At 72.5% G+C, this 18,537-nt stretch carries 15 protein-coding genes; 6 read left to right on the forward strand and 9 right to left on the reverse strand.

The genetic code is table 11. The annotated features are described in order from the left end of the window. The first annotated feature begins 144 nt into the window (after nucleotides 1-144). Both pcaDC and ABT041_RS35530 read left to right on the forward strand, forming a co-directional pair. A complete protein-coding gene (gene pcaDC / locus ABT041_RS35525) occupies nucleotides 145-1,254 on the forward strand; it encodes a bifunctional 3-oxoadipate enol-lactonase/4-carboxymuconolactone decarboxylase PcaDC (protein ID WP_351192454.1) in 1,110 nt (369 codons plus the stop codon). Nucleotides 1,255-1,291: 37 nt separating this feature from the next. Next, nucleotides 1,292-2,473 carry a 4-hydroxybenzoate 3-monooxygenase gene (locus ABT041_RS35530; RefSeq protein ID WP_351192386.1) on the forward strand — a complete coding sequence of 394 codons (1,182 nt, stop codon included), beginning with the start codon at nucleotides 1,292-1,294 and terminating at the stop codon, nucleotides 2,471-2,473. Nucleotides 2,474-2,542: 69 nt separating this feature from the next. Here the strand turns inward: ABT041_RS35530 and ABT041_RS35535 are convergent, their stop codons facing one another. The 4 genes from ABT041_RS35535 to ABT041_RS35550 are packed head-to-tail and all read right to left on the reverse strand — an operon-like array spanning nucleotide 2,543 to nucleotide 6,370. Then, on the reverse strand, nucleotides 2,543-2,998 hold the full coding sequence (locus tag ABT041_RS35535) for a MaoC family dehydratase (protein WP_351192389.1): 456 nt from the start codon (nucleotides 2,996-2,998) through the stop codon (nucleotides 2,543-2,545). A 36-nt stretch (nucleotides 2,999-3,034) separates the two neighbouring features. Further along, the gene (locus ABT041_RS35540; protein WP_351192392.1) at nucleotides 3,035-4,555 is read right to left on the reverse strand and encodes an acyl-CoA synthetase; all 1,521 of its coding nucleotides are present in this window, start codon (nucleotides 4,553-4,555) and stop codon (nucleotides 3,035-3,037) included. A gap of 10 nt (nucleotides 4,556-4,565) precedes the next feature. After that, a complete protein-coding gene (locus tag ABT041_RS35545; RefSeq protein WP_502976681.1) occupies nucleotides 4,566-5,405 on the reverse strand; it encodes an amidohydrolase family protein in 840 nt (279 codons plus the stop codon). Between the two features lie 53 nt (nucleotides 5,406-5,458). Further along, the gene (locus ABT041_RS35550; RefSeq protein ID WP_351192395.1) at nucleotides 5,459-6,370 is read right to left on the reverse strand and encodes an SDR family NAD(P)-dependent oxidoreductase; all 912 of its coding nucleotides are present in this window, start codon (nucleotides 6,368-6,370) and stop codon (nucleotides 5,459-5,461) included. A 158-nt stretch (nucleotides 6,371-6,528) separates the two neighbouring features. On the opposite strand from ABT041_RS35550, the gene ABT041_RS35555 reads away from it, so the two are divergent. Both ABT041_RS35555 and ABT041_RS35560 read left to right on the forward strand, forming a co-directional pair. After that, nucleotides 6,529-7,458 (forward strand): PaaX family transcriptional regulator, encoded by a 930-nt coding sequence (locus ABT041_RS35555; RefSeq protein WP_351192398.1) that lies wholly within the window; start codon nucleotides 6,529-6,531, stop codon nucleotides 7,456-7,458. A gap of 137 nt (nucleotides 7,459-7,595) precedes the next feature. Then, nucleotides 7,596-8,987, forward strand: coding sequence for an NAD(P)/FAD-dependent oxidoreductase (locus ABT041_RS35560; protein ID WP_351192401.1), 1,392 nt, complete (start codon nucleotides 7,596-7,598; stop codon nucleotides 8,985-8,987). Between the two features lie 50 nt (nucleotides 8,988-9,037). Here ABT041_RS35560 and ABT041_RS35565 read toward each other — a convergent pair whose 3' ends face one another. After that, nucleotides 9,038-10,375 carry a hypothetical protein gene (locus ABT041_RS35565; protein ID WP_351192404.1) on the reverse strand — a complete coding sequence of 446 codons (1,338 nt, stop codon included), beginning with the start codon at nucleotides 10,373-10,375 and terminating at the stop codon, nucleotides 9,038-9,040. Nucleotides 10,376-11,107: 732 nt separating this feature from the next. Between ABT041_RS35565 and ABT041_RS35570 the strand changes: the two genes are divergently transcribed. Together ABT041_RS35570 and ABT041_RS35575 are read left to right on the forward strand one after the other, a co-directional pair. Continuing rightward, nucleotides 11,108-12,514, forward strand: a complete 1,407-nt coding sequence (locus ABT041_RS35570) for a chondroitinase-B domain-containing protein (RefSeq protein ID WP_351192406.1) — start codon at nucleotides 11,108-11,110, stop codon at nucleotides 12,512-12,514. Between the two features lie 205 nt (nucleotides 12,515-12,719). Next, a complete protein-coding gene (locus ABT041_RS35575) occupies nucleotides 12,720-13,433 on the forward strand; it encodes a hypothetical protein (RefSeq protein ID WP_351192408.1) in 714 nt (237 codons plus the stop codon). A 16-nt stretch (nucleotides 13,434-13,449) separates the two neighbouring features. On the opposite strand, the gene ABT041_RS35580 is transcribed toward ABT041_RS35575, so the two are convergent. The 4 genes from ABT041_RS35580 to ABT041_RS35595 all read right to left on the reverse strand — a co-directional run bounded on the left by ABT041_RS35580 (nucleotide 13,450) and on the right by ABT041_RS35595 (nucleotide 18,403). Further along, on the reverse strand, nucleotides 13,450-14,853 hold the full coding sequence (locus tag ABT041_RS35580) for a GH1 family beta-glucosidase (protein WP_351192411.1): 1,404 nt from the start codon (nucleotides 14,851-14,853) through the stop codon (nucleotides 13,450-13,452). A gap of 62 nt (nucleotides 14,854-14,915) precedes the next feature. Further along, nucleotides 14,916-15,782 (reverse strand): carbohydrate ABC transporter permease, encoded by an 867-nt coding sequence (locus ABT041_RS35585; RefSeq protein WP_351192413.1) that lies wholly within the window; start codon nucleotides 15,780-15,782, stop codon nucleotides 14,916-14,918. Further along, nucleotides 15,779-16,744, reverse strand: coding sequence for a carbohydrate ABC transporter permease (locus ABT041_RS35590; RefSeq protein ID WP_502976679.1), 966 nt, complete (start codon nucleotides 16,742-16,744; stop codon nucleotides 15,779-15,781). The genes ABT041_RS35585 and ABT041_RS35590 overlap by 4 nt, the downstream gene beginning before the upstream one ends. Before the next feature lie 354 nt (nucleotides 16,745-17,098). Next, entirely contained in the window at nucleotides 17,099-18,403 is a 1,305-nt protein-coding gene (locus ABT041_RS35595) for an ABC transporter substrate-binding protein (protein ID WP_351192415.1), read from the reverse strand. Between the last annotated feature and the right edge of the window lie 134 nt (nucleotides 18,404-18,537).

Genomic DNA, 18,537 nt, shown 5'->3' on the forward strand with positions numbered 1-18,537 from the left:
GATCCGGAAGCGCCCCGTACCTTCGAAGCCCCCCGCGCCCCGGAAGCCCCCCGCGCCCCGGAAGCCGCCCGCGCCCCCGGCGCCTCCCGCGCCACCCCCGCCCTCCATCACCGCGTCGACGGGCCCGCCGACGCCCCCGTCCTCATCCTCGGCCCCTCCCTCGGGACCTCGCTCGCCGTCTGGGACGCGCAGACCGCCGCCCTCGCCCGGCACCACCGCGTGGTCCGCTGGGACCTTCCCGGGCACGGCGGCACCCCGGCCGGCGCCCTGCCCGACACCGGCCCCGGGGCCGCCACCGTCGCCGACCTCGCCGCGCTCGTCCTCGAACTCGCCGACCACCTCGGCGCCGAGCGCTTCGGCTACGCCGGCATCTCCCTCGGCGGCGCCGTCGGCACCCACCTCGCCGTCCACCACCCCGAGCGGGTCACGGGCCTCGCCGTCGTCTGCTCCTCGGCCCGCTTCGGCGCGCCGGAGGGCTGGCGCGAGCGGGCCGAGCTCGTCCGCGCCAAGGGCACCGCGCCACTGGCGGAGACGATGGCCTCGCGCTGGTTCACGCCCGGCTTCGGCTCCACGAGGACCGCCGACCGGCTCCTCGCCGATCTGCGCGCCGCCGACCCCGACGGCTACGCCGCCTGCTGCGACGCCCTCGCCACGTACGACCTGCGCGAGGCCCTCGGCCGGATCACCGCCCCGACCCTGGTCGTCGCCGGCCGCGCCGACCCGGCCACCCCGCCCGCCCACTCCCGCGAGCTCGCCGACGCCATCCCCGACGCGGGCCTCCTGGAACTCGCCGGGGCCTCCCACCTGGCCCCCGCCGAACGCCCGCAGGCCGTCCTCACCGCGCTCCTCGGCCACTTCGGCGCCCCCGCCGACGACGGCAGCCGGCACGCCCAGGGCATGGCCGTGCGCCGCGCGGTCCTCGGCGACGCGCACGTCGACCGGGCCGTCGCCCGGACGACCGCGCTCACCGCCGACTTCCAGGACTACATCACCCGCTGCGCGTGGGGAGAGATCTGGACCCGCCCGGGACTCGACCGCCGCACCCGCAGCTGCATCACCCTCACCGCCCTGGTCGCCCACGGCCACCTGGAGGAGCTCGCCCTGCACGTCAGGGCCGCGCTGCGCAACGGACTCACACCCGAGGACATCGGCGAGGTCCTGCTGCACTCCGCCGTCTACTGCGGCGTCCCCGCCGCCAACGCCGCCTTCGCCACGGCCCAGCGCGTCCTCGCCGAGGACGCGACCGCCTCCTGAACCCCCGCCCGCCCCACCGACCTCCACGGAGCCACCCATGCCCCGCACCACCACCGTCGGCATCATCGGAGCCGGTCCCGCCGGCCTCCTCCTCTCCCACCTGCTCCACCAGCAGGGCATCGACAGCGTCGTCCTCGAACTGCGCGACCGCGCCTACGTCGAGCGCCGCCAGCGCGCCGGCATCCTCGAACAGGACACCGTCGACGTGCTGCGCGCCTCCGGCGCCGGCGCCCGGATGGACCGCCAGGGCCTGGAGCACCACGGCATCGAGCTCCGCTTCGACCGCCACTCCCACCGCATCGACTTCCCGTCCCTGACCGGCGGCCGCTCCGTCATGGTCTACGCCCAGACCGAGGTCGTGAAGGACCTCATCGAACTGCGCCTGAAGGACGGCGGAACCGTCCTCTTCGAGGCGGAGGCGCTCTCCGTGGACGGCGCCGACACCGACCGGCCCACCGTCCGCTACCGGCACGAGGGAGCGGAGGACACCCTGGAGTGCGCGTACGTCGTCGCCTGCGACGGCTTCCACGGCATCGGCCGCCGCTCCCTCCCCGAGGGCCTGCTCAAGGTCGTCGAGCGGACGTACCCCTTCTCCTGGCTCGGCATCCTCGCCGACGTCCCGCCCTCCTGCGACGAGCTGATCTACGCCCACCACGAACGCGGCTTCGCCCTGCACAGCATGCGCTCGCCGCAGGTCAGCCGCCTCTACCTCCAGGTGGACCCCGACGACAGCGTCGACGACTGGTCCGACGAGCGGATCTGGGACGAACTCGACGCCCGCTTCGCCGTCGACGGCGACTGGACCCTCCGGCGCGGCCCGATCACCGAGAAGAGCATCACCCCGATGCGCAGCTTCGTCGCCGAACCCCTGCGCCACGGCCGGCTGTTCCTCGCCGGCGACGCCGCCCACATCGTGCCGCCCACCGGCGCCAAGGGACTCAACCTCGCCGTCGCCGACGTCACCCTGCTCGCCCAGGCCCTCACCCGCCACCACACGCGGGGGGACGAGACGGCGATCGACGCGTACTCGGAGACCGCGCTGCGCCGGATCTGGCGGGCCGAGCACTTCTCGTACACGATGACCACCCTGCTCCACGCCGACCCCACCGAGTCCGCCTTCGACCGGGAACTGCGCCTCTCGCACCTGCGCTACCTCGCGGCCTCCGAGGCCGCCTCGGCCTCCCTCGCCGAGAACTACGTCGGCTTCAGGACGAGTTGACGAGTCGGCGGAGGTACGTGAAAGGGGGCGGCTGCTCGAAGCAGCCGCCCCCTTCCGCGTACGGGCAGGTCAGGCGAAGAAGCGGTACACCGCCTGCGCGATACACGCCGGCTTGGCGACGCCGTCGATCTCCACGGTCAGGTCCACGACGACCTCGACCCCGCCCTTGACGTCCTCCACGGACACCACGCGGCCGTGCGTGCGGATCTTCGAGCCGACGCGCACGGGGGAGGGGAAACGGACCTTGTTCAGACCGTAGTTGACGGCCATCGACACGCCCTCGACCTGGAGCAGCTCGCTCCACATCGGGATGAGCAGGGAGAGCGTCAGATAGCCGTGGGCGATGGTGCCGCCGAAGGGGCCGGCCGCGGCGCGCTCGGCGTCGACGTGGATCCACTGGTGGTCGTCGGTGGCGTCGGCGAAGGTGTCGACGCGGGGCTGGGCGATCTCGACCCAGGAGCTGTGGCCGAGGTCGGCCCCGGCCTGGGCCTTGATCTCGTCGATGCCGTGGACGGTGAGAGCCATGGTGGTACTCCTCGGAATCAGAAAGGAAGAGAAGGGTCAGACGTCGGCGCCGTAGCGGGCCCGGATGGGGGCCTTGAGCAGCTTTCCGGCGGCGTTGCGCGGGAGTTCGGGAGCGAGGACCACGCTCCGCGGGATCTTGTAGCGGGCGAGCCGGCCCTCCAGATGGGCGATCAGCTCCCCTTCGGTGACGGTCGCCCCGGCGCGCGTGACGACGACGGCTCGTCCCACCTCGCCCCAGCGGGCGTCGGGTACGCCGATGACGGCCGCCTCGGCGACGTCGGGGTGTCCGAGCAGGGCGTCCTCGACCTCGGCCGGGTAGATGTTCTCGCCGCCCGAGATGATCATATCCTTGAGGCGGTCGACGAGACGCACGTAGCCGTCCTCGTCGACGGTGGCCACGTCGCCCGACCGGAAGCGCCCCCCGTCGCGGAAGGCCGCGGCGGTCGCTTCCGGCAGGTTCCAGTAGCCCGGGGTGACGTTCGGCCCGGCGACGACGACCTCGCCCCTCTCGCCGGGCGCCGCCTCCTCGCCGGACGGCAGCACCACTCGTACGTCGGTGAAGAAGTGCGGGACGCCCGCCGAACCGGCCCGGCTCAGCGAGTCCGCCCGGTCCAGGATGAGGGCGCCCGGCGAGGTCTCCGTCATCCCGTACCCCTGGACGAAGGCGAGTCCCCGGCCGAGATAGGCGGCGGCGGTGCGGCTCGGCACCGGGGCGCCGCCGCACAGCAGGGTGCGCAGACTGGTCAGGTCCGCCGCCGCCCAGCCGGCGGCCGCCGCCATCGCGTCGTACATCGTCGGCACACCGAACATGCAGGTCACACGGTGGTCTTCGATCAGCCTGAGCGTGCGGTCCGGGTCGAAGGAGGACTCCAGGAGGACCGTGCCGCCCTTGAGCAGGGTCGGGAGGCAGCTCATGTTGAGCGCCGCCGTGTGGAAGAGCGGCGCGGAGACCAGGGACACCTCGTCGCCGGCGAGGTCGGTGTCCACGAGGACGTTGAGACTGTTCCAGACGATGTTGCCGTGGGTGAGGACGGCGCCCTTGGAGCGGCCCGTGGTGCCCGAGGTGTACATGATGAGGCAGACGTCCTCGTGCCCCACCTCCTCGTCGACCGGCTCCGCCGGCGCGGCGGCGAGCAGCTCCTCGTACGGGGCTCCCGGGCCGCCGTCCACGGCGAGGAGGGCGGCGAGGGCCGTGGCCTCCGCGAGCTCCGTCACGCGCTCGGCCGGCTGCCCGGCGTGCACCAGGACCTCGCTGCCCGAGTCGGTCAGCTGGTGCAGCAACTCCGGTACGGCGAGGCGGGTGTTGAGCGGGACGAACACCGCCCCGAGGAGTCCGGTCGCGAAGAGCGTCTCCAGATACGCCGGATGGTTGGGGCCGAGAAACGCCACCCGGTCACCGCGCTCGACCCCGGCGCCGCGCAGGGCGTGGGCCAACCGGGTGCAGCGGTCGTGGAGTTCGGCGTAGTCGATCGCCCGGCCCTCGTGCACCAGGGCGGTGCGCCGGGGCGATCTGCGGTTGCGGCGGGCGGGCCAGGAGCCGATGCCCTGGTTGCGCATGGGGTACCCCTCAGCGTCCGGTGAGACCGAGCAGCGCGGCCGCGTTCTCCTTGAGGATCTTCGGACGGACCTCGTCCTTGATCGGGAGCTCCGCGAAGTCCGCCAGCCAGCGGTCCGGGGCGAGCAGCGGGAAGTCGGAGCCGAACAGCACCTTGTCCTTCAGGAGGCTGTTGGCGTACCGGACCAGCTGCGGCGGAAAGTACTTCGGCGACCAGCCCGACAGGTCGATGTACACCTGCGGCTTGTGGGTGGCCACCGCGAGCGCCTCGTCCTGCCAGGGGAAGGACGGGTGCGCGAGGACGATCTTCATGCCCGGGAAGTCCGCGGCGACGTCGTCCACGTCCATCGGGTTCGAGTACTTCAGCCGGATGCCCCCGCCGCCGGGAGCGCCCGCACCGATTCCCGTCTGCCCGGTGTGGAAGACCGCGATCGCGCCGGCCTCCTCGATCGCCTCGTACAGCGGGTAGGCCATCCGGTCGTTCGGGTGGAAGGCCTGGATGTTCGGGTGGAACTTGAAGCCCCTGACACCGAACTCGGTTACCAGCCGCCGGATCTGACGGACCGCCGCCTTTCCCTTGTACGGGTCGACGCCGGCGAACGGGATGATCACGTCCGGGTTCCGCAGCGCGGCCTCGGCGATCTCCTCGTTCGGCACCGGCGGGGTGCCGGTCGCCGACTCCGCGTCCACCGTGAACACCACGCAGGCCATCTGGCGCTCGCGGTAGTACGTGGCGATCTCCGGCAGCGTGGGGTGGCGGTGCTCCGCCTTGAAGTACGCGCCGGCGGCGGCGTCGAGCTCGGCGGAGAGGGAGGCTCCGCCCTTCTCCGACACCTCGGCATGGGTGTGCATGTCGATGGCGACGAGCGCGTTCACGTCCAGCGAGGACGCCGGGCCGCGGCCGCTCACAGCTGCGGCGCCGGGATGCCGAAGGTCTCGGGCGTGCGGCCGACGGTCACCGGCCAGGCGGCCGCGATCGCCTCGGCGCTCCAGCCCCCGTCGGCGTACGCCACCGACACCTCCTGCGGGTGCGACCACAGCGAGAGCTTGTCGCCGCCGATGCCGACGCACTGGCCGGTGACCCCGGCGGAGGCGTCCGAGGCGAGGAAGGTCACCAGACCGGCGACGTCCTCGGGGGTGCCGAAGCCCTCGCCCTTGCGCAGGCTGTCCGGGAACGCGATGCCGTCCCGCTCCAGGGCCTCGACGTGCGGGGCGAAGACGGGGATCGTCTTCGTCATCGCGGTCGCGGCGACCGGGATGACGGCGTTCGCGGTGATGCCGGCCTTCGCCAGCTCCATGCCCCAGGTGCGCACCATGGCGGCGATCCCGGCCTTGGCGGCGGCGTAGTTGGTCTGCCCGAAGTTGCCGCGCTGTCCGGCGGGGGAGCCGGCGACGACGATCCGGCCGCCCTCGCCCTGGGCGCGCATCCGCTCGACGGCGGCGCGGACGCAGGTGAAGGTGCCGCGCAGGTGCACCTCGACGACGGTGTCGAAGTCCTCGTCCGTCATCTTCCACAGCACCCGGTCCCGCAGGACGCCGGCGTTGGTGACCATGACGTCGAGCCGGCCGTACGTGTCGACGGCGCGGGCGACGAGGGCCTCGGCGGCCTCGGTGGAACCGACGGGCACCACCTCGGCGACGGCCCGCCCGCCGTCGGTGGTGATCAGGCGAACGGCCTCGGCGGCGGCCTCGGCGTCCACGTCGTTGATCACCACCGAGGCGCCGGCGGCGGCGAGGGAGCGGGCGTAGGCGAGGCCGAGTCCGCGGCCGCTGCCGGTGATGACGGCGACCTTGCCGGAGAGATCCACATGAGTCATGAACGGGGGTCCTTTCCCGTGAGACGCGGTGCGGGGCGCGGGGGATCGCGACCGGTCACACACCGTCGAGCGAACAAGTTAGGCACTCTCGTGTCGGCCGTCAATGAATTGCCGAATGTTGGGGGTCGGTTTCCCGGAACCCGCCCTACGCTGTCCCCGTGACACAGCCCGCCCCGACCGCCGAGACCGGATCCGCCGCCGAGCCCGGCTCTCCGCCCCGCCCCCAGTCCCTGATGCTGACCTTCTTCGGCATCCACGTCCTCGGCACCGGAACCGCCCTGTCCTCGGCGAGCGTCATCGACGCCTTCGCCCGGGTCGACGTCGGCGAGGACGCCGTCCGCTCCACGCTGACCCGCATGGTCGCCCGCGGACTCCTCGAACGGCACCGGCGCGGCCGCCGCATGTACTTCTCGCTCACGCCCCGCGCCGCCGAGGTCCTCGCCGACGGCGAGGAGCGGATCCACCGCACGGGCGCCGTCAACCGCGCCTGGGACGGCACCTGGACCCTGGTCGGCTTCTCGCTGCCCGAATCCTGGCGCCGGGAACGCCACGACCTGCGCTCACGGCTCGTCTGGGCGGGCTTCGGCCCGCTGCAGAGCGGGCTCTGGGTGGCCCCCGGCCGGATCGACGTCGCCCCCATCGCGGCCGAGCTCGGGCTGGGGGACCGTATCAGGGCCTTCCACGGCGAGGCCGCCGCACCGACCGAGGCCGGCCCTCTGCTCCGTACGGCCTTCGACGTGGACGCGATCGCCGAGGGCTACCGCGCCTTCCTGACCCGCTGGGGCGGAGGCGCCGCGCCGGAGGAGTCGCCCGGCGAGGCCGGCGGTCCCGGCCCCGGTGAGGCGCATGACGACCTCGGCGGTCCCGGCGTCGGCGAGGCGCGCGACGACCTCGGCCGGCTGCTGCTGCTCCACACCGACTGGCTCGATCTGGTCCGCCGCGACCCGCACCTGCCCGCCGAGCACCTGCCGGCCGACTGGCCCGCCGAGGCCGCCGAGACGCTCTTCCGCGAGCTCTCCGCCCGCTACGAGCCCGGCGCACGGCGCATCGCGGACGACATCCTCGACCGCTGGGAGCCGGAGGCGTAACGGCCGGGGTGGCGCCGCCCCGACCGAGGGGCGCTTATGTCAACACCATTGACCTTGTTGTGCGCGGCGGAGTCTCATGGGCGGCACTTCGGAGACTCCCCGCGCCCGGGCGTCTCCGCGACCCCGAAGGAACACCCATGGACCACCTCAGCTCCCTCCGGGACGCCGCCCCCATCCCCTTCTGGCTCGACGATCCCCGCCGGCCGCAGCCCGCCCCGGCCCTCGTCGGCGGCACCACCTGCGACCTCCTGGTCGTCGGCGGCGGCTACACCGGCCTGTGGACCGCCCTCAACGCCAAGGAACGCGACCCCTCCGCCGACGTCGTGCTCATCGAGGCGGACGAGGTCGGCGGCGCCGCCTCCGGCCGCAACGGCGGGTTCTGCGAGGCCAGTCTCACCCACGGCCTGGCGAACGGCCGCCAGCGCTGGCCCCAGGAGATCGGCCGCCTGGAACGCCTCGGCCGCGAGAACCTCCAGGGCATCGAGGACGCCGTCCGGCGGTACGGCATCGACTGCGACTGGGAGCGCACCGGCTCCCTCGTCGTCGCCACCGAGCGCTACCAGCTCGACGGCCTCGCCGAGGAGGCGGAGGCCGCCGCCCGATACGGCGGCAAGCCCCTCCTCCTCGACGCCGACGAGGTCCGCGCCGAGATCGACTCACCCACCTTCCTCGGCGGCCTGTGGAACCGGGACGACGTCGCCATGGTCAACCCCGCCCGCCTCGCCTGGGGCCTCAAGCGGGCTTGCCTCGACCTCGGCGTCCGCATCCACGAGCACACCCCCGCGACCTCGCTCGACGAGCGCGGCGCGGTCGTCGGCGTCGGCACCCCGTACGGCCGGATCACCGCCCGCCGCGTCGCCCTCGCCACCAACGCCTACCCGTCCCTGCTCCGCCGCCACCGCCCGTACACCGTCCCCGTGTACGACTACGCGCTGATGACCGAGCCGCTCACCGACGAGCAGCTCGCCTCGGTCGGCTGGACCCGCCGCCAGGGCTTCGCCGACTGCGCCAACCAGTTCCACTACGTCCGGCTCTCCGCCGACAACCGCATCCTGTGGGGCGGTTACGACGCGATCTACCACGGCGGCCCGGTCCGCGCCGAACACGACCGCAGGCCCGCGACCTACGCGACCCTCGCGGCCCACTTCTTCACGACGTTTCCGCAGCTCGAAGGGGTCCGCTTCAGTCACGCCTGGGGCGGAGCCATCGACACCAGCACCCGTTTCTGCGTCTTCTTCGACACGAGTCACCACGGCAAGGTCGCCTACGCCGCCGGATACACCGGCCTGGGCGTCGGCGCCACGCGCTTCGGTGCCGACGTGCTGCTCGACCTGCTCGCGGGCGAGGGCACGGAGCGGACCGGGCTGGAACTCGTACGCCGCAAGCCGCTGCCCTTCCCGCCCGAGCCCGTCCGCTCGATCGGCATCGGCATCACCAAGTGGTCCATGGCACGCGCCGACCGGAACGAGGGACACCGCAACCTCTGGCTGCGCACCCTCGACCGCCTCGGCCTCGGGTTCGACAGCTGACGGGACCCCGTGCCCCCCGGCACCGGTTCAAGGAGGAGACACGGTGATGCTCAGGGGTGCGTGAAGACCCCGACCATCCGCGTGCCCGGGTTGCTGCTCAGACCGACGATCGCGCCCCCGTCCGCGCGGTTCACGCGCGCGTGCGCGCCCGCGTAGCCGTCGTCGGTGAGGAAGAACCCCAGCGCCGCGATCCGGTCGTCCACGGTCCCGGTCTCCGGGTCGTACACGGGCTCGGGCCGTGCCACGACCCGCTCCTGCGCCATGTAGCCGCCGCGCTCGACGGCGAGGTCCAGGGCCTTCGCCCACTCGGCGTCCGTGCACTCCCAGCCGACGAACGTGTCCAGACCGCCGTACCCCGCGCCGGGCTTGAGGATGAGCCGCTCCCGCCGCTCCCGGCAGAGGTCGATGAGCTCGGCGGGGCCGGAGGCACGCAGCGACCGGCTCCACGGCAGGACCCGTTCGACCAGGGCCCGCTCGCCGGCGTCGAAGGCCTCGGCCAGGCGCGGGTCGGAGAGGAGGGCGAGGGCGCCCTTGTGGGAGTAGAGGCCGCTCTCCAGGGACGTGAACAGCACGGTCCTGCCCGCCTCGTGGGCGCGGAAGAACGGTTCCGCCACCTCCGGTCCCTCCGGATCGTCGAGCAGCTGGCTCGCGGCGAAGTTCCGGAGCACCAGATCCAGCGGGGTGCCGTCCAGGGTGAGTTTTCCGTCGGCACGCGCGCGTACGTCGCCGATCTCGCCGACCCTGAGGTCGAGGCCCTGCTCGGCCATCGCCTCCTGGGCGGAGCGCATCAGCGGGCCGTACGCGGCGACACCGCCGCGCCCCTCGATGAGGCCGATCACCGGTTCCGCCGAACCGGACAGCGCGGGACGGGCCCGGTCGCGCAGGACGGCGGCCATCCGGGCGGCGATGTCCACGTGGTCGAGGCCGTGCTCGCGAGCGAAGCCGGCGAACTCGGGGACCCGCAGCAGCGACTGGTTGAAGACGGCCAGGTCGAGGCCGCCGACCTCGCTGCCGAGGTTGAGCTCCAGGAGCTTGAACCCGGTGCCGTCGTGGTACGCGTCGGCGCGGCCCAGCTTGGTGGGGACGCCCGAGCCGGCCCGGCGGAGCAGCGCCACGAGGGGCGGTTCGAGACCGAGCTCCGCGGCGTACCGCTCGACGTCCCCGTCGAAGAGACGTTCCGGCAGGGAGAGGAGGAGGTCGAAGAGGCTCTCCAGGTCCCGGCCGAACGCGGCCGTCTCCGAGGCGCTTACGAACCACGGCCGGGGCAGCAGGTAAGGGCGCCAGGCCGCCTCGAAGGCGGGAGGCAGTTCGGCCCGGGCGACGGCCGTCGCGAGCCCGCCGTCCCCGCGCAGGCACTCGTCCACGTATATCCGGCTCAGTTCGGTCATCTGTCTCGCTCGCTTCACTGGAAGAGATCGGGTACGTGCTCCGGAGAGCGAGCAGGGTACCCCAGTACCCGATCCGCACTCCCGTGACCGCGTGACGATCCGTCAATTCGCCGGTACCTCCGGAGAAGGACGTTCCTGGGGAGCGTCAGCGCGACGCCGATGACCTGGGTGCCGTCGACGCGGACGACGAGCCGGCCGCGTACTTGGCCGCGTCGATCCCGTACACCTTGTTGTTCTCGGTCGCCGCGACCAGGGTGCGCCCCACGACTGGGCGTAGACCCGGCCGTCGACGGCGGTGGAGAACTGCAGCCCGAAGCCGGAGCTGGACACCTGGTCGGGGCGAGCCCCGCCGTTCGCGCCGGCCGCCCGGTCCCCGGGCGTTAGCGGAACGTGAGCGAGACGTGAGCGGCGCCGGGCAGGCTGTGCGTGTCGGCAGGCCAGGGAGGGGTGACCGCCCGCCCAGCACGCCCGCCGACGCGTTCCGAAGAGCGGACCGGAACGCGCGGGACCGAGGCGGGCGCCGTGGCGGCCGTCGTCCTGACGGGCGCCGTCGTGGGGGCGGCACCGGCGGGACGCGTGGACGCCCCAGGGGGTGTCGCGTCCGGAACCGGCCCGACCCGTCAGGAGCCGGTGCGGGCCGTGGGGGCCCGCACCGGCTCCCGGCCCCCGGCGATCACTGCCACCTGGTCACAGGACAAAGACGACGACTTCACCCTTCCTCCAGGAGGCACCATGCGACGACGTACCTTCCTCAAGGGCTCGCTGCTCGGCGCGGCGGCCGCCGCCGTCCCCCTCGGCGCCGTGGCGGCCGAGCCGGCACCGGTCACCTCCCTGACCGCCCTTCAGACGGCGATCGACCGGGCGGTCCCCGGAGACAGGATCGTGGTCGCCGACGGCACGTACACCGTCCCCTCGGGCGGATCGATCGACGTCTCGGGACGCAGCGGCATCACGATCGTCTCGCAGACCCGCGGCGGCGCCGTGCTGCGCGGCGAGCGCAGCTTCGTCCTCGACGGCGCGAGCGCCGTCACCATCAGCGGCTTCGCGCTCCGGCAGAGCGGCACCCTGGCGATCCCGGCCGGCAGCACGGGCATCCGGCTGACCCGTAACGACATCCGGTTCGCGGACGTGGACGGCCTCGACTGGGTCCTCGTGGAGGGCGACGACGCCAAGATCGACCGGAACCACTTCCACGACCGGACCACCCAGGGCATCTTCCTCGTCGTCGACGGGCCCGGCACCACCGCCGTGGCGCAGCGCCTCCACATCTTCAAGAACCACTTCTCCCACCACCTCTACACGGGCGCCAACGGCGGCGAGGCGATCCGGCTCGGCGTCAGCAGCCGTGCGCTGTCCCGCGCCGACGCGGTCGTCGAGTACAACCTGTTCGAGCACTGCGACGGCGACCCCGAGGCCGTCTCCGTGAAGTCCTCCGGCAACACGATCCGGTACAACACGATCCGCGACAGCCAGGGCGGCATCGTGCTGCGCCACGGCAACGGCTCCACCGTCGAGGGCAACTGGCTGCTCGGAGGCAAGGAGGGCATCCGCCTCTACGGCAACGACCACCTGATCGTGAACAACCACATCGCCGGGCTCACCGGCCGTGCGCTCGTGATCGGCAGCGGCACCACGCGCGACCACCACGAGGGCGAGACCACCGAGGAGCGGCGCGGCAACGACGCCTGCGACCGCGCGGTGATCGTGCACAACACCCTGCGTTCCAACAAGAGTTCGCTCTCGGGGGAGACGACCCGCCCGTACGAGCCGCGTGACGTGACCGTCGCCGACAACCTCGTCGTCGGGGACAGCGGCAGCCTCGTCGCGATGGGTGCGACGTCCGGCTTCGTCTGGCAGAGCAACATCCTCTGGGGCGCGGCCTCCGACGGCAACATCCCCGCCGGCGGCTACACGCGTGTGGACCCGCGTCTGACGCCGTCCACGGACGGTGTCCACCGCCTCGCGTCGAACAGCCCCGCGATCGGCGCGGCGACCCTCACCACCACCACGCCGGTCGCGGACGACATCGACGGCCATGCCCGGGGCACCGCGCGGGACATCGGCTCCGACGAGTACGCGACCGTGGCCCCGGTCCGCCGCCCCCTCACCTCCACGGACGTGGGCCCGAACGCCTCCTGACCGATCGCTCTCAGCGCGCGGCGCCGAGAGCGAGGGACCCGGCGGCCAGGGCCAGGAAGGCCGCCGGGCCCGCCGCCGGGGACGTCGACGTCGCCCTCGTACGGCTTCCGCTCCCCGGCGAGGAGCGTCTGCGGGTGGACGTCCCCCTCCGCGTATGATCACCCCGATCATGATCAACATCGCGACTTCTCGGGGGAATCAGCACGTGAACAGGGTGAGGACAGCCGTCGCCGCGGTCGTACTGGCAACCGTGGCGGCGGGCTGCGGCTCCGGAACCCCGGCGGACGACACCCGGCCGGCCGACAAGCAGGCCCCGGCGAAGCCCTCCACCGGCGACGCGGCACGGGCGAAGGGCGAGCGGCTCGCCGCCGACCCCGGCACCCGCTACACCACCGTCGCCGTGCCCACCATGGAAGGCCTCGTCTGCGACGAGGGCGACGGTGGCTTCCACTTCGGCAGCGACCTCGACATGTCGGTCACCGGCGACGACGACCTGAAGGAGATCGAGGACGACAGCCAGGAGACCGCCGACGAGGTCTCCTGCTTCGGCAGCCCCCGCAACGTCCTCCGCAGGGGCACCATGTCGGCCTCCGCGCCCACGTTCACCGCCCGTACCCACCTGTACGAGAACGTGCGGGACCCCGCCGCCTCCCTCGACCGCATCTTCGACGCGTCCATGAACCTGGCCGAGGACTACGGCCGCAACCTCACCGGCGATCCGAAGACCGTCACCAGCAGCACCCTCGTCGTGAAGTGCCGGCAGAACGTCACCGACACCTTCCCCATGACGACCTGCCTCTGGGCGAACTACGGGGCGGCCGGAGTCCTCGACTTCTTCCCGTTCGACGACCAGTACATCCCGGTCGACTCGGCCGCCCGGCTCACCCAGGACTTCGTCGCAGGCGCACTGAAGAAGTAGGCGCACCCGGGCGGTCTCAGGCCTCCCCGAGACCGCCCCTCGCGATCACGTCCGCGTACCAGCGGGCACTGTCCTTCGGGGTCCGGCGCTGCGTCGCGAAGTCCACGTGGACGATGCCGAACCGCTTGCTGTAGCCGTACGCCCACTCGAAGTTGTCGAGCAGCGACCACAGGAAGTAGCCCCGCACGTCGGCGCCGTCCGCGAGCGCCCGGTGCACCGCCGCCAGGTGCGCGCGCAGATACGCCACCCGCTCGGGGTCCTTCACGTTCCCCGACGGGTCGGCGTAGTCCTCGTACGCCGCCCCGTTCTCGGTGATCACCAGCGGTACGCCCGGCAGTTCGTCCCGCAGCCGGACCAAAAGCTCGTGCAGTCCGTCCGCGTCCACCGGCCAGTCCATGGCCGTGCGCGGCCCGGGCACCGGCTCGAACCGTACGTGCCGCTCGGCGCCCGCCCACGGCGACGGCGACTCGGAGGTGCCGGCCGCGACGACAGCCGGGGAGTAGTAGTTGATGCCCAGCGAGTCGATCGGCGCGGCCGCCGTCGCCAGGTCGCCGTCCTGGACGAAGGACCAGTCCGTGACGGACGCCGTGTCCCGGACCAGGTCCTCGGGGAGCCGGCCGTGGAAGACCGGGTCGAGGAAGATCCGGTTGCCGACGGCATCGATCCGACGGGCCGCGTCCAGATCCTCCGGGGCCTGCGAAAGCGCCCGTACGGCATGGAGGTTGAGGGTCAGGGACACCTCCGCCGCAGCGGGCAGCGCACCGCGCAGCACCCGCGCCGCGAGGCCGTGCGCCAGGTTCAGATGGTGCGCGGCGCGCAGCGCGGCGAGGTCACTGGTCCGGCCCGGGGCGTGCACGCCCTGTCCGTAGCCCAGGAAGGCCGCGCACCAGGGCTCGTTGAGCGTGGTCCAGGTCGCGACCCGGTCGCCGAGGGCGTCCGCCACGATCCCCGCGTACTCGGCGAAGCGATAGGCGGTCTCCCGGTGCGGCCAGCCGCCCGCGTCCTCCAACTCCTGCGGCAGGTCCCAGTGGTAGAGCGTCGCCACCGGCCGGATGCCCGCCTCAAGGAGCGTGTCGGTGAGCCGCCGGTAGAAGTCCAGGCCCTTGCGGACGGCCGGGCCGCGCCCGGTGGGCTGGACACGGGGCCAGGCGATCGAGAAGCGGTAGTCGGTCACCCCGAGCCGCCGCATCAGGGCCACGTCCTCGTCGACCCGGTGGTAGTGGTCGGCGGCGATGTCGCCGGTGTCGCCGTTGCGCACCTTGCCCGGCGTACGGCTGAAGGTGTCCCAGATGGACGGGGTGCGGCCGTCCTCGGCGGCGGCTCCCTCGATCTGGTACGCGGCCGTGGCCGTGCCCCAGCGGAAGCCTTCGGGGAAGCGGAGAGCGGTCGTGACGTCGGAGTGGGCGTCGAGCGCGGTCATGAGGGTGAAACTCCCTGGAGTGAGAGGTCTGGGGGAAGGGGGAGACGGGGCGACGGGCGGCGTCAGCCCTTGACCGCGCCCTGCATGATCCCGCCGACGATCTGCCGGCCGAGGAGGCCGAAGACGAGCAGCACCGGCAGGGTTCCGAGCAGGGTGCCGGCCATGATCACGGACTGGTCGTGGACATAGCCGCCGCCGAGCTGGCGCAGCGCGACCTGGACGGTGGGCTCGGAGGAGGAGAGCGCGACGACGGGCCAGAAGAAGTCGTTCCACGCGGCCATGAAGGTCAGCAGACCGAGCACGGCCATGCCCGGCCGGGCGATCGGCACCACGATCGACCAGAAGATCCTGGCCGTGGACGCGCCGTCGACCCGGGCCGCCTCGATCAGCTCGTCCGGCAGCGACTGCACCAGGTACTGCCGCATGAAGAACACCCCGAACGCCGACACCAGACCCGGCAGGATCACCGACTGCAGCTGGTTCACCCAGCCGAGCTCGGCGATCAGCATGAACAGCGGGATCACCCCCAGCTGCGGCGGGATCATCATGGTCCCGACGGTGACCGCGAGCAGCGCGCCCCGTCCCCGGAAGCGGAGCTTGGCGAACGCGAAACCGGCGAGCGTGCAGCACAGGACGGTGCCGAGGGTGATCGACCCGGACACGAGCAGCGAGTTGAGGAGCGCCTTGCCGATGTCGGCCTCTTCGAGGACGGCCTCGAAGTTGCGCATCAGGTGCGGTCCAGGCAGCAGGGCCGGCGGGACCTTCGCCAGGTCGGCGTTGGAGCGGCTCGCGGCGACGATCGTCCAGTAGAAGGGGAAGGCGGAGAACAGGACGGCGGCGATCAGGACCGTGTAGGCGAACGGCCCGGCGTGCAGGGTGCGGCCGGCCCGGGAGGGCCCGGTCCGTGCCGGGCGGACCAGCGTGGTCACCGGCGGGCCTCCTTGCGGGAACGGCGGCGCGCGATCAGGGCGTTGAGCCCGACCAGCACCACGATGAGCAGGAACATCACCCAGGCGATGGCGGCGGCCCGCCCCAGGTGGAAGAAGCCCCAGCCCTGCTCGTACATGTAGAGGCCGAGCGTCTGGTACTGGTGCGAGATGCCGCCCGAGATCGAGCCTTCGAGGAGCAGCGGCTCGCCGAACAGCTGGGTCGCGCCGATCGTCGAGACGATGACGGTGAAGAGGATGGTGGGACGGAGCCCCGGCAGCGTGACGTGGAAGAACTGCCGCAGGCGTGAGGCCCCGTCCATCGCGGCCGCCTCGTACAGCTCGTCGGGGATGGACTGCATGCCCGCCAGATAGATCAGCGCGTTGTAGCCCGTCCAGCGCCAGACGACGACCGTGGACACGGCGATCTGCGAGGCGACCGTGCCGTTCTGCCAGTCCACCGGATTGATGCCGACGAGACCGAGGCCGTAGTTGATCAGACCGAAGTCGCGGCCGAAGAGCTGCGCGAAGACGAGGGTGGCGGCGGCCACCGAGGTCGCGTACGGCAGGAGCACCGCCGTCCGCAGAAAAGTCCGGCCGCGCATCCGGTAGTTGAGGAGGTGCGCGAGGCCGAGGGCCATCACGAGCTGCGGCACGGTGGAGAGGACGCCGATGGTGAAGGTGTTCCGCAGCGCGACCCAGAAGTACTCGTCGCCGAGGAGCGCGGTGTAGTTGCCGAGGCCGCGCCACTCCATGTCGCCGGGGGCCTGGAGCTCGACCCGGTAGAGGGAAACGAAGGCCGTGTAGAGCAGCGGGAAGAGGCCGAAGGCGGCGAACAGGGTGAAGAACGGGGCGAGATAGGCGTACGGCGAGACCGTCCGCCAGATCCGCCGGACGCTCCCCGGCCGGGGAGGCGGGACGGGGGCGCGCGGCGGGGCCGGTGCCTGGGATGCGATGAGGGTCACGGTGCGGCCCTTCGGTGAGAGGTGGGGCGGAGGGGGGTACGGAAGCGAGGACGCCGGGCGGGCAGGCGCGGGGCCGGCGGTTCCGCGCCGGGACGACCGACGGCCGCGGCACCCGGGCGCCGGGCGGGCACGCATGGCGCGCGGCGGCTTCAGCGCCGGGGCGCCGGGCGGGCGCGGTGTCCGGGTGCTGGCGGACAAGCACGGCGTGCGGTGGTTCAGCTTCGGGGTGCCGGGCAGGTGCGGCGGACGGGTGCCGCGTGGGAAGCGCGGCGCCCGGCGGATCCGCGTCGGAGCCACCGACGGACGCGGCGCCCGGGCGCCGGGCGGGCGCCCGCTTCGCCCGGCGGCTCGATGTCAGCCGATGGTGTTCTCGACGCCCTTCTTCGCGTTCGACCAGGCCTCCTCGGGCGAGGTGCCCTTCCGCTCGACCTCGCTCAGCGCGTTCGTGATCTGCTGCGCGATGTTCTGGTCGTGCACGCCGAGCACCTGGACCGGCGCCGCCTTCGCCGCGTCGCCGAAGATCTTCCCGATCGGGGCGCCGGAGAAGTACGCGTCCTTCGCACCGGCGACCTTCTCGATCGCGCCGGTCGCCGAGGGGAAGTTGCCCTGCTTCTCGAAGAGCCGGGTCTGCTGCTCGGGCGCGGTGAGCCACTTGATCAGCTCGTACGCCTCCTTCTTGTGCTGCGCCGCCCTGGGCACGGCCAGGTAGGAACCGCCCCAGTTGCCGGCGCCGCCGGGCAGTGCGGCGACGTCCCACTTGCCCTTGCCGGTCTCACCGGCCTGCCCCTTGATGTACCCGAGCATCCACGCGGGGCAGGGGATCGTGGCGAACGAACCGGCGGCGAAGGCCTGGTTCCACTGCGGGGACCACTGGTCGAGCTTGGCGCTCAGCCCGCCCTGCGCGGCCTGGACGGCGTGGTCCCAGGCGGTGCGCAGCGCGGGGTTGTCCTCCCAGATCAGCTTTCCGGAGGCGTCGTAGTACCGCTCCTTCTCCTGCCCGATCATGATCGAGTACAGGCTGCCGACGCTGTCGATCCACGCGCTCTTGCCCGGCGCCTTGGCCTTGTACTGCTTCCCGAGCTCCAGATAGCCGTCCCAGGTGGACCACTTCTTCGCGAGTTCCTCGCGGTCGGTGGGCAGCCCGGCCTGCTTGAACAGGTCCGTGCGGTAGCACAGGGCCTCCGGGCCGACGTCCGTGCCCAGTCCGAGGATCTCGCCGCCCTTGCCGGTGGCGGCGGCCCACTTGGCCGGGGCGAACTGGTCCTTGAGCGACTCCGCCCCGTACTTCTTGAGGTCCTCGAACCGCTCGGCCTGCTGCTGGGTGACGGAGGCGATCCGGCCGACCTCGATGCCCTGCACGTCGGCGAGGCCGCCCCCGCCGGCGAGCCGGGTCTGGAGGGACTTCCAGTAGTCGGCCTCGTCCTCGGTGTCGGTCTGCTTGATCGTGACGCCGGGGTGGAGCTTCTCGTACTCGGCGTACAGCCCGGCCTCCTTGTATCCGAACGAGCCGAACAGGTCCACGGTGATCGTGACCTCGCCCCCGGCGCCGTCCGCGGACGCGCCGTCCGTCGAACTTCCGCAGGCGGCGAGCAGTGCCCCGGTGAGTGCGACCGCCCCCAGACGGACGGCGGTTCTCCTGGCGGCTCGGGCGATGGACATGGGAAGCCTCCTTGGCTCCGGAACGAGCGAGAGCGAGTGCGAGTGCGAGTACGAGTACGAGTCGAGAGGGAGAGCAGGTTGAGAGCGCTCTCAAGCCTGCGGGGGGAGCGTGCCCGGGGAGAGGTGTATCCGTC

Origin of the sequence: Streptomyces sp. NPDC002825, assembly GCF_040295385.1 — a bacterium.
GTDB lineage: Bacteria > Actinomycetota > Actinomycetes > Streptomycetales > Streptomycetaceae > Streptomyces.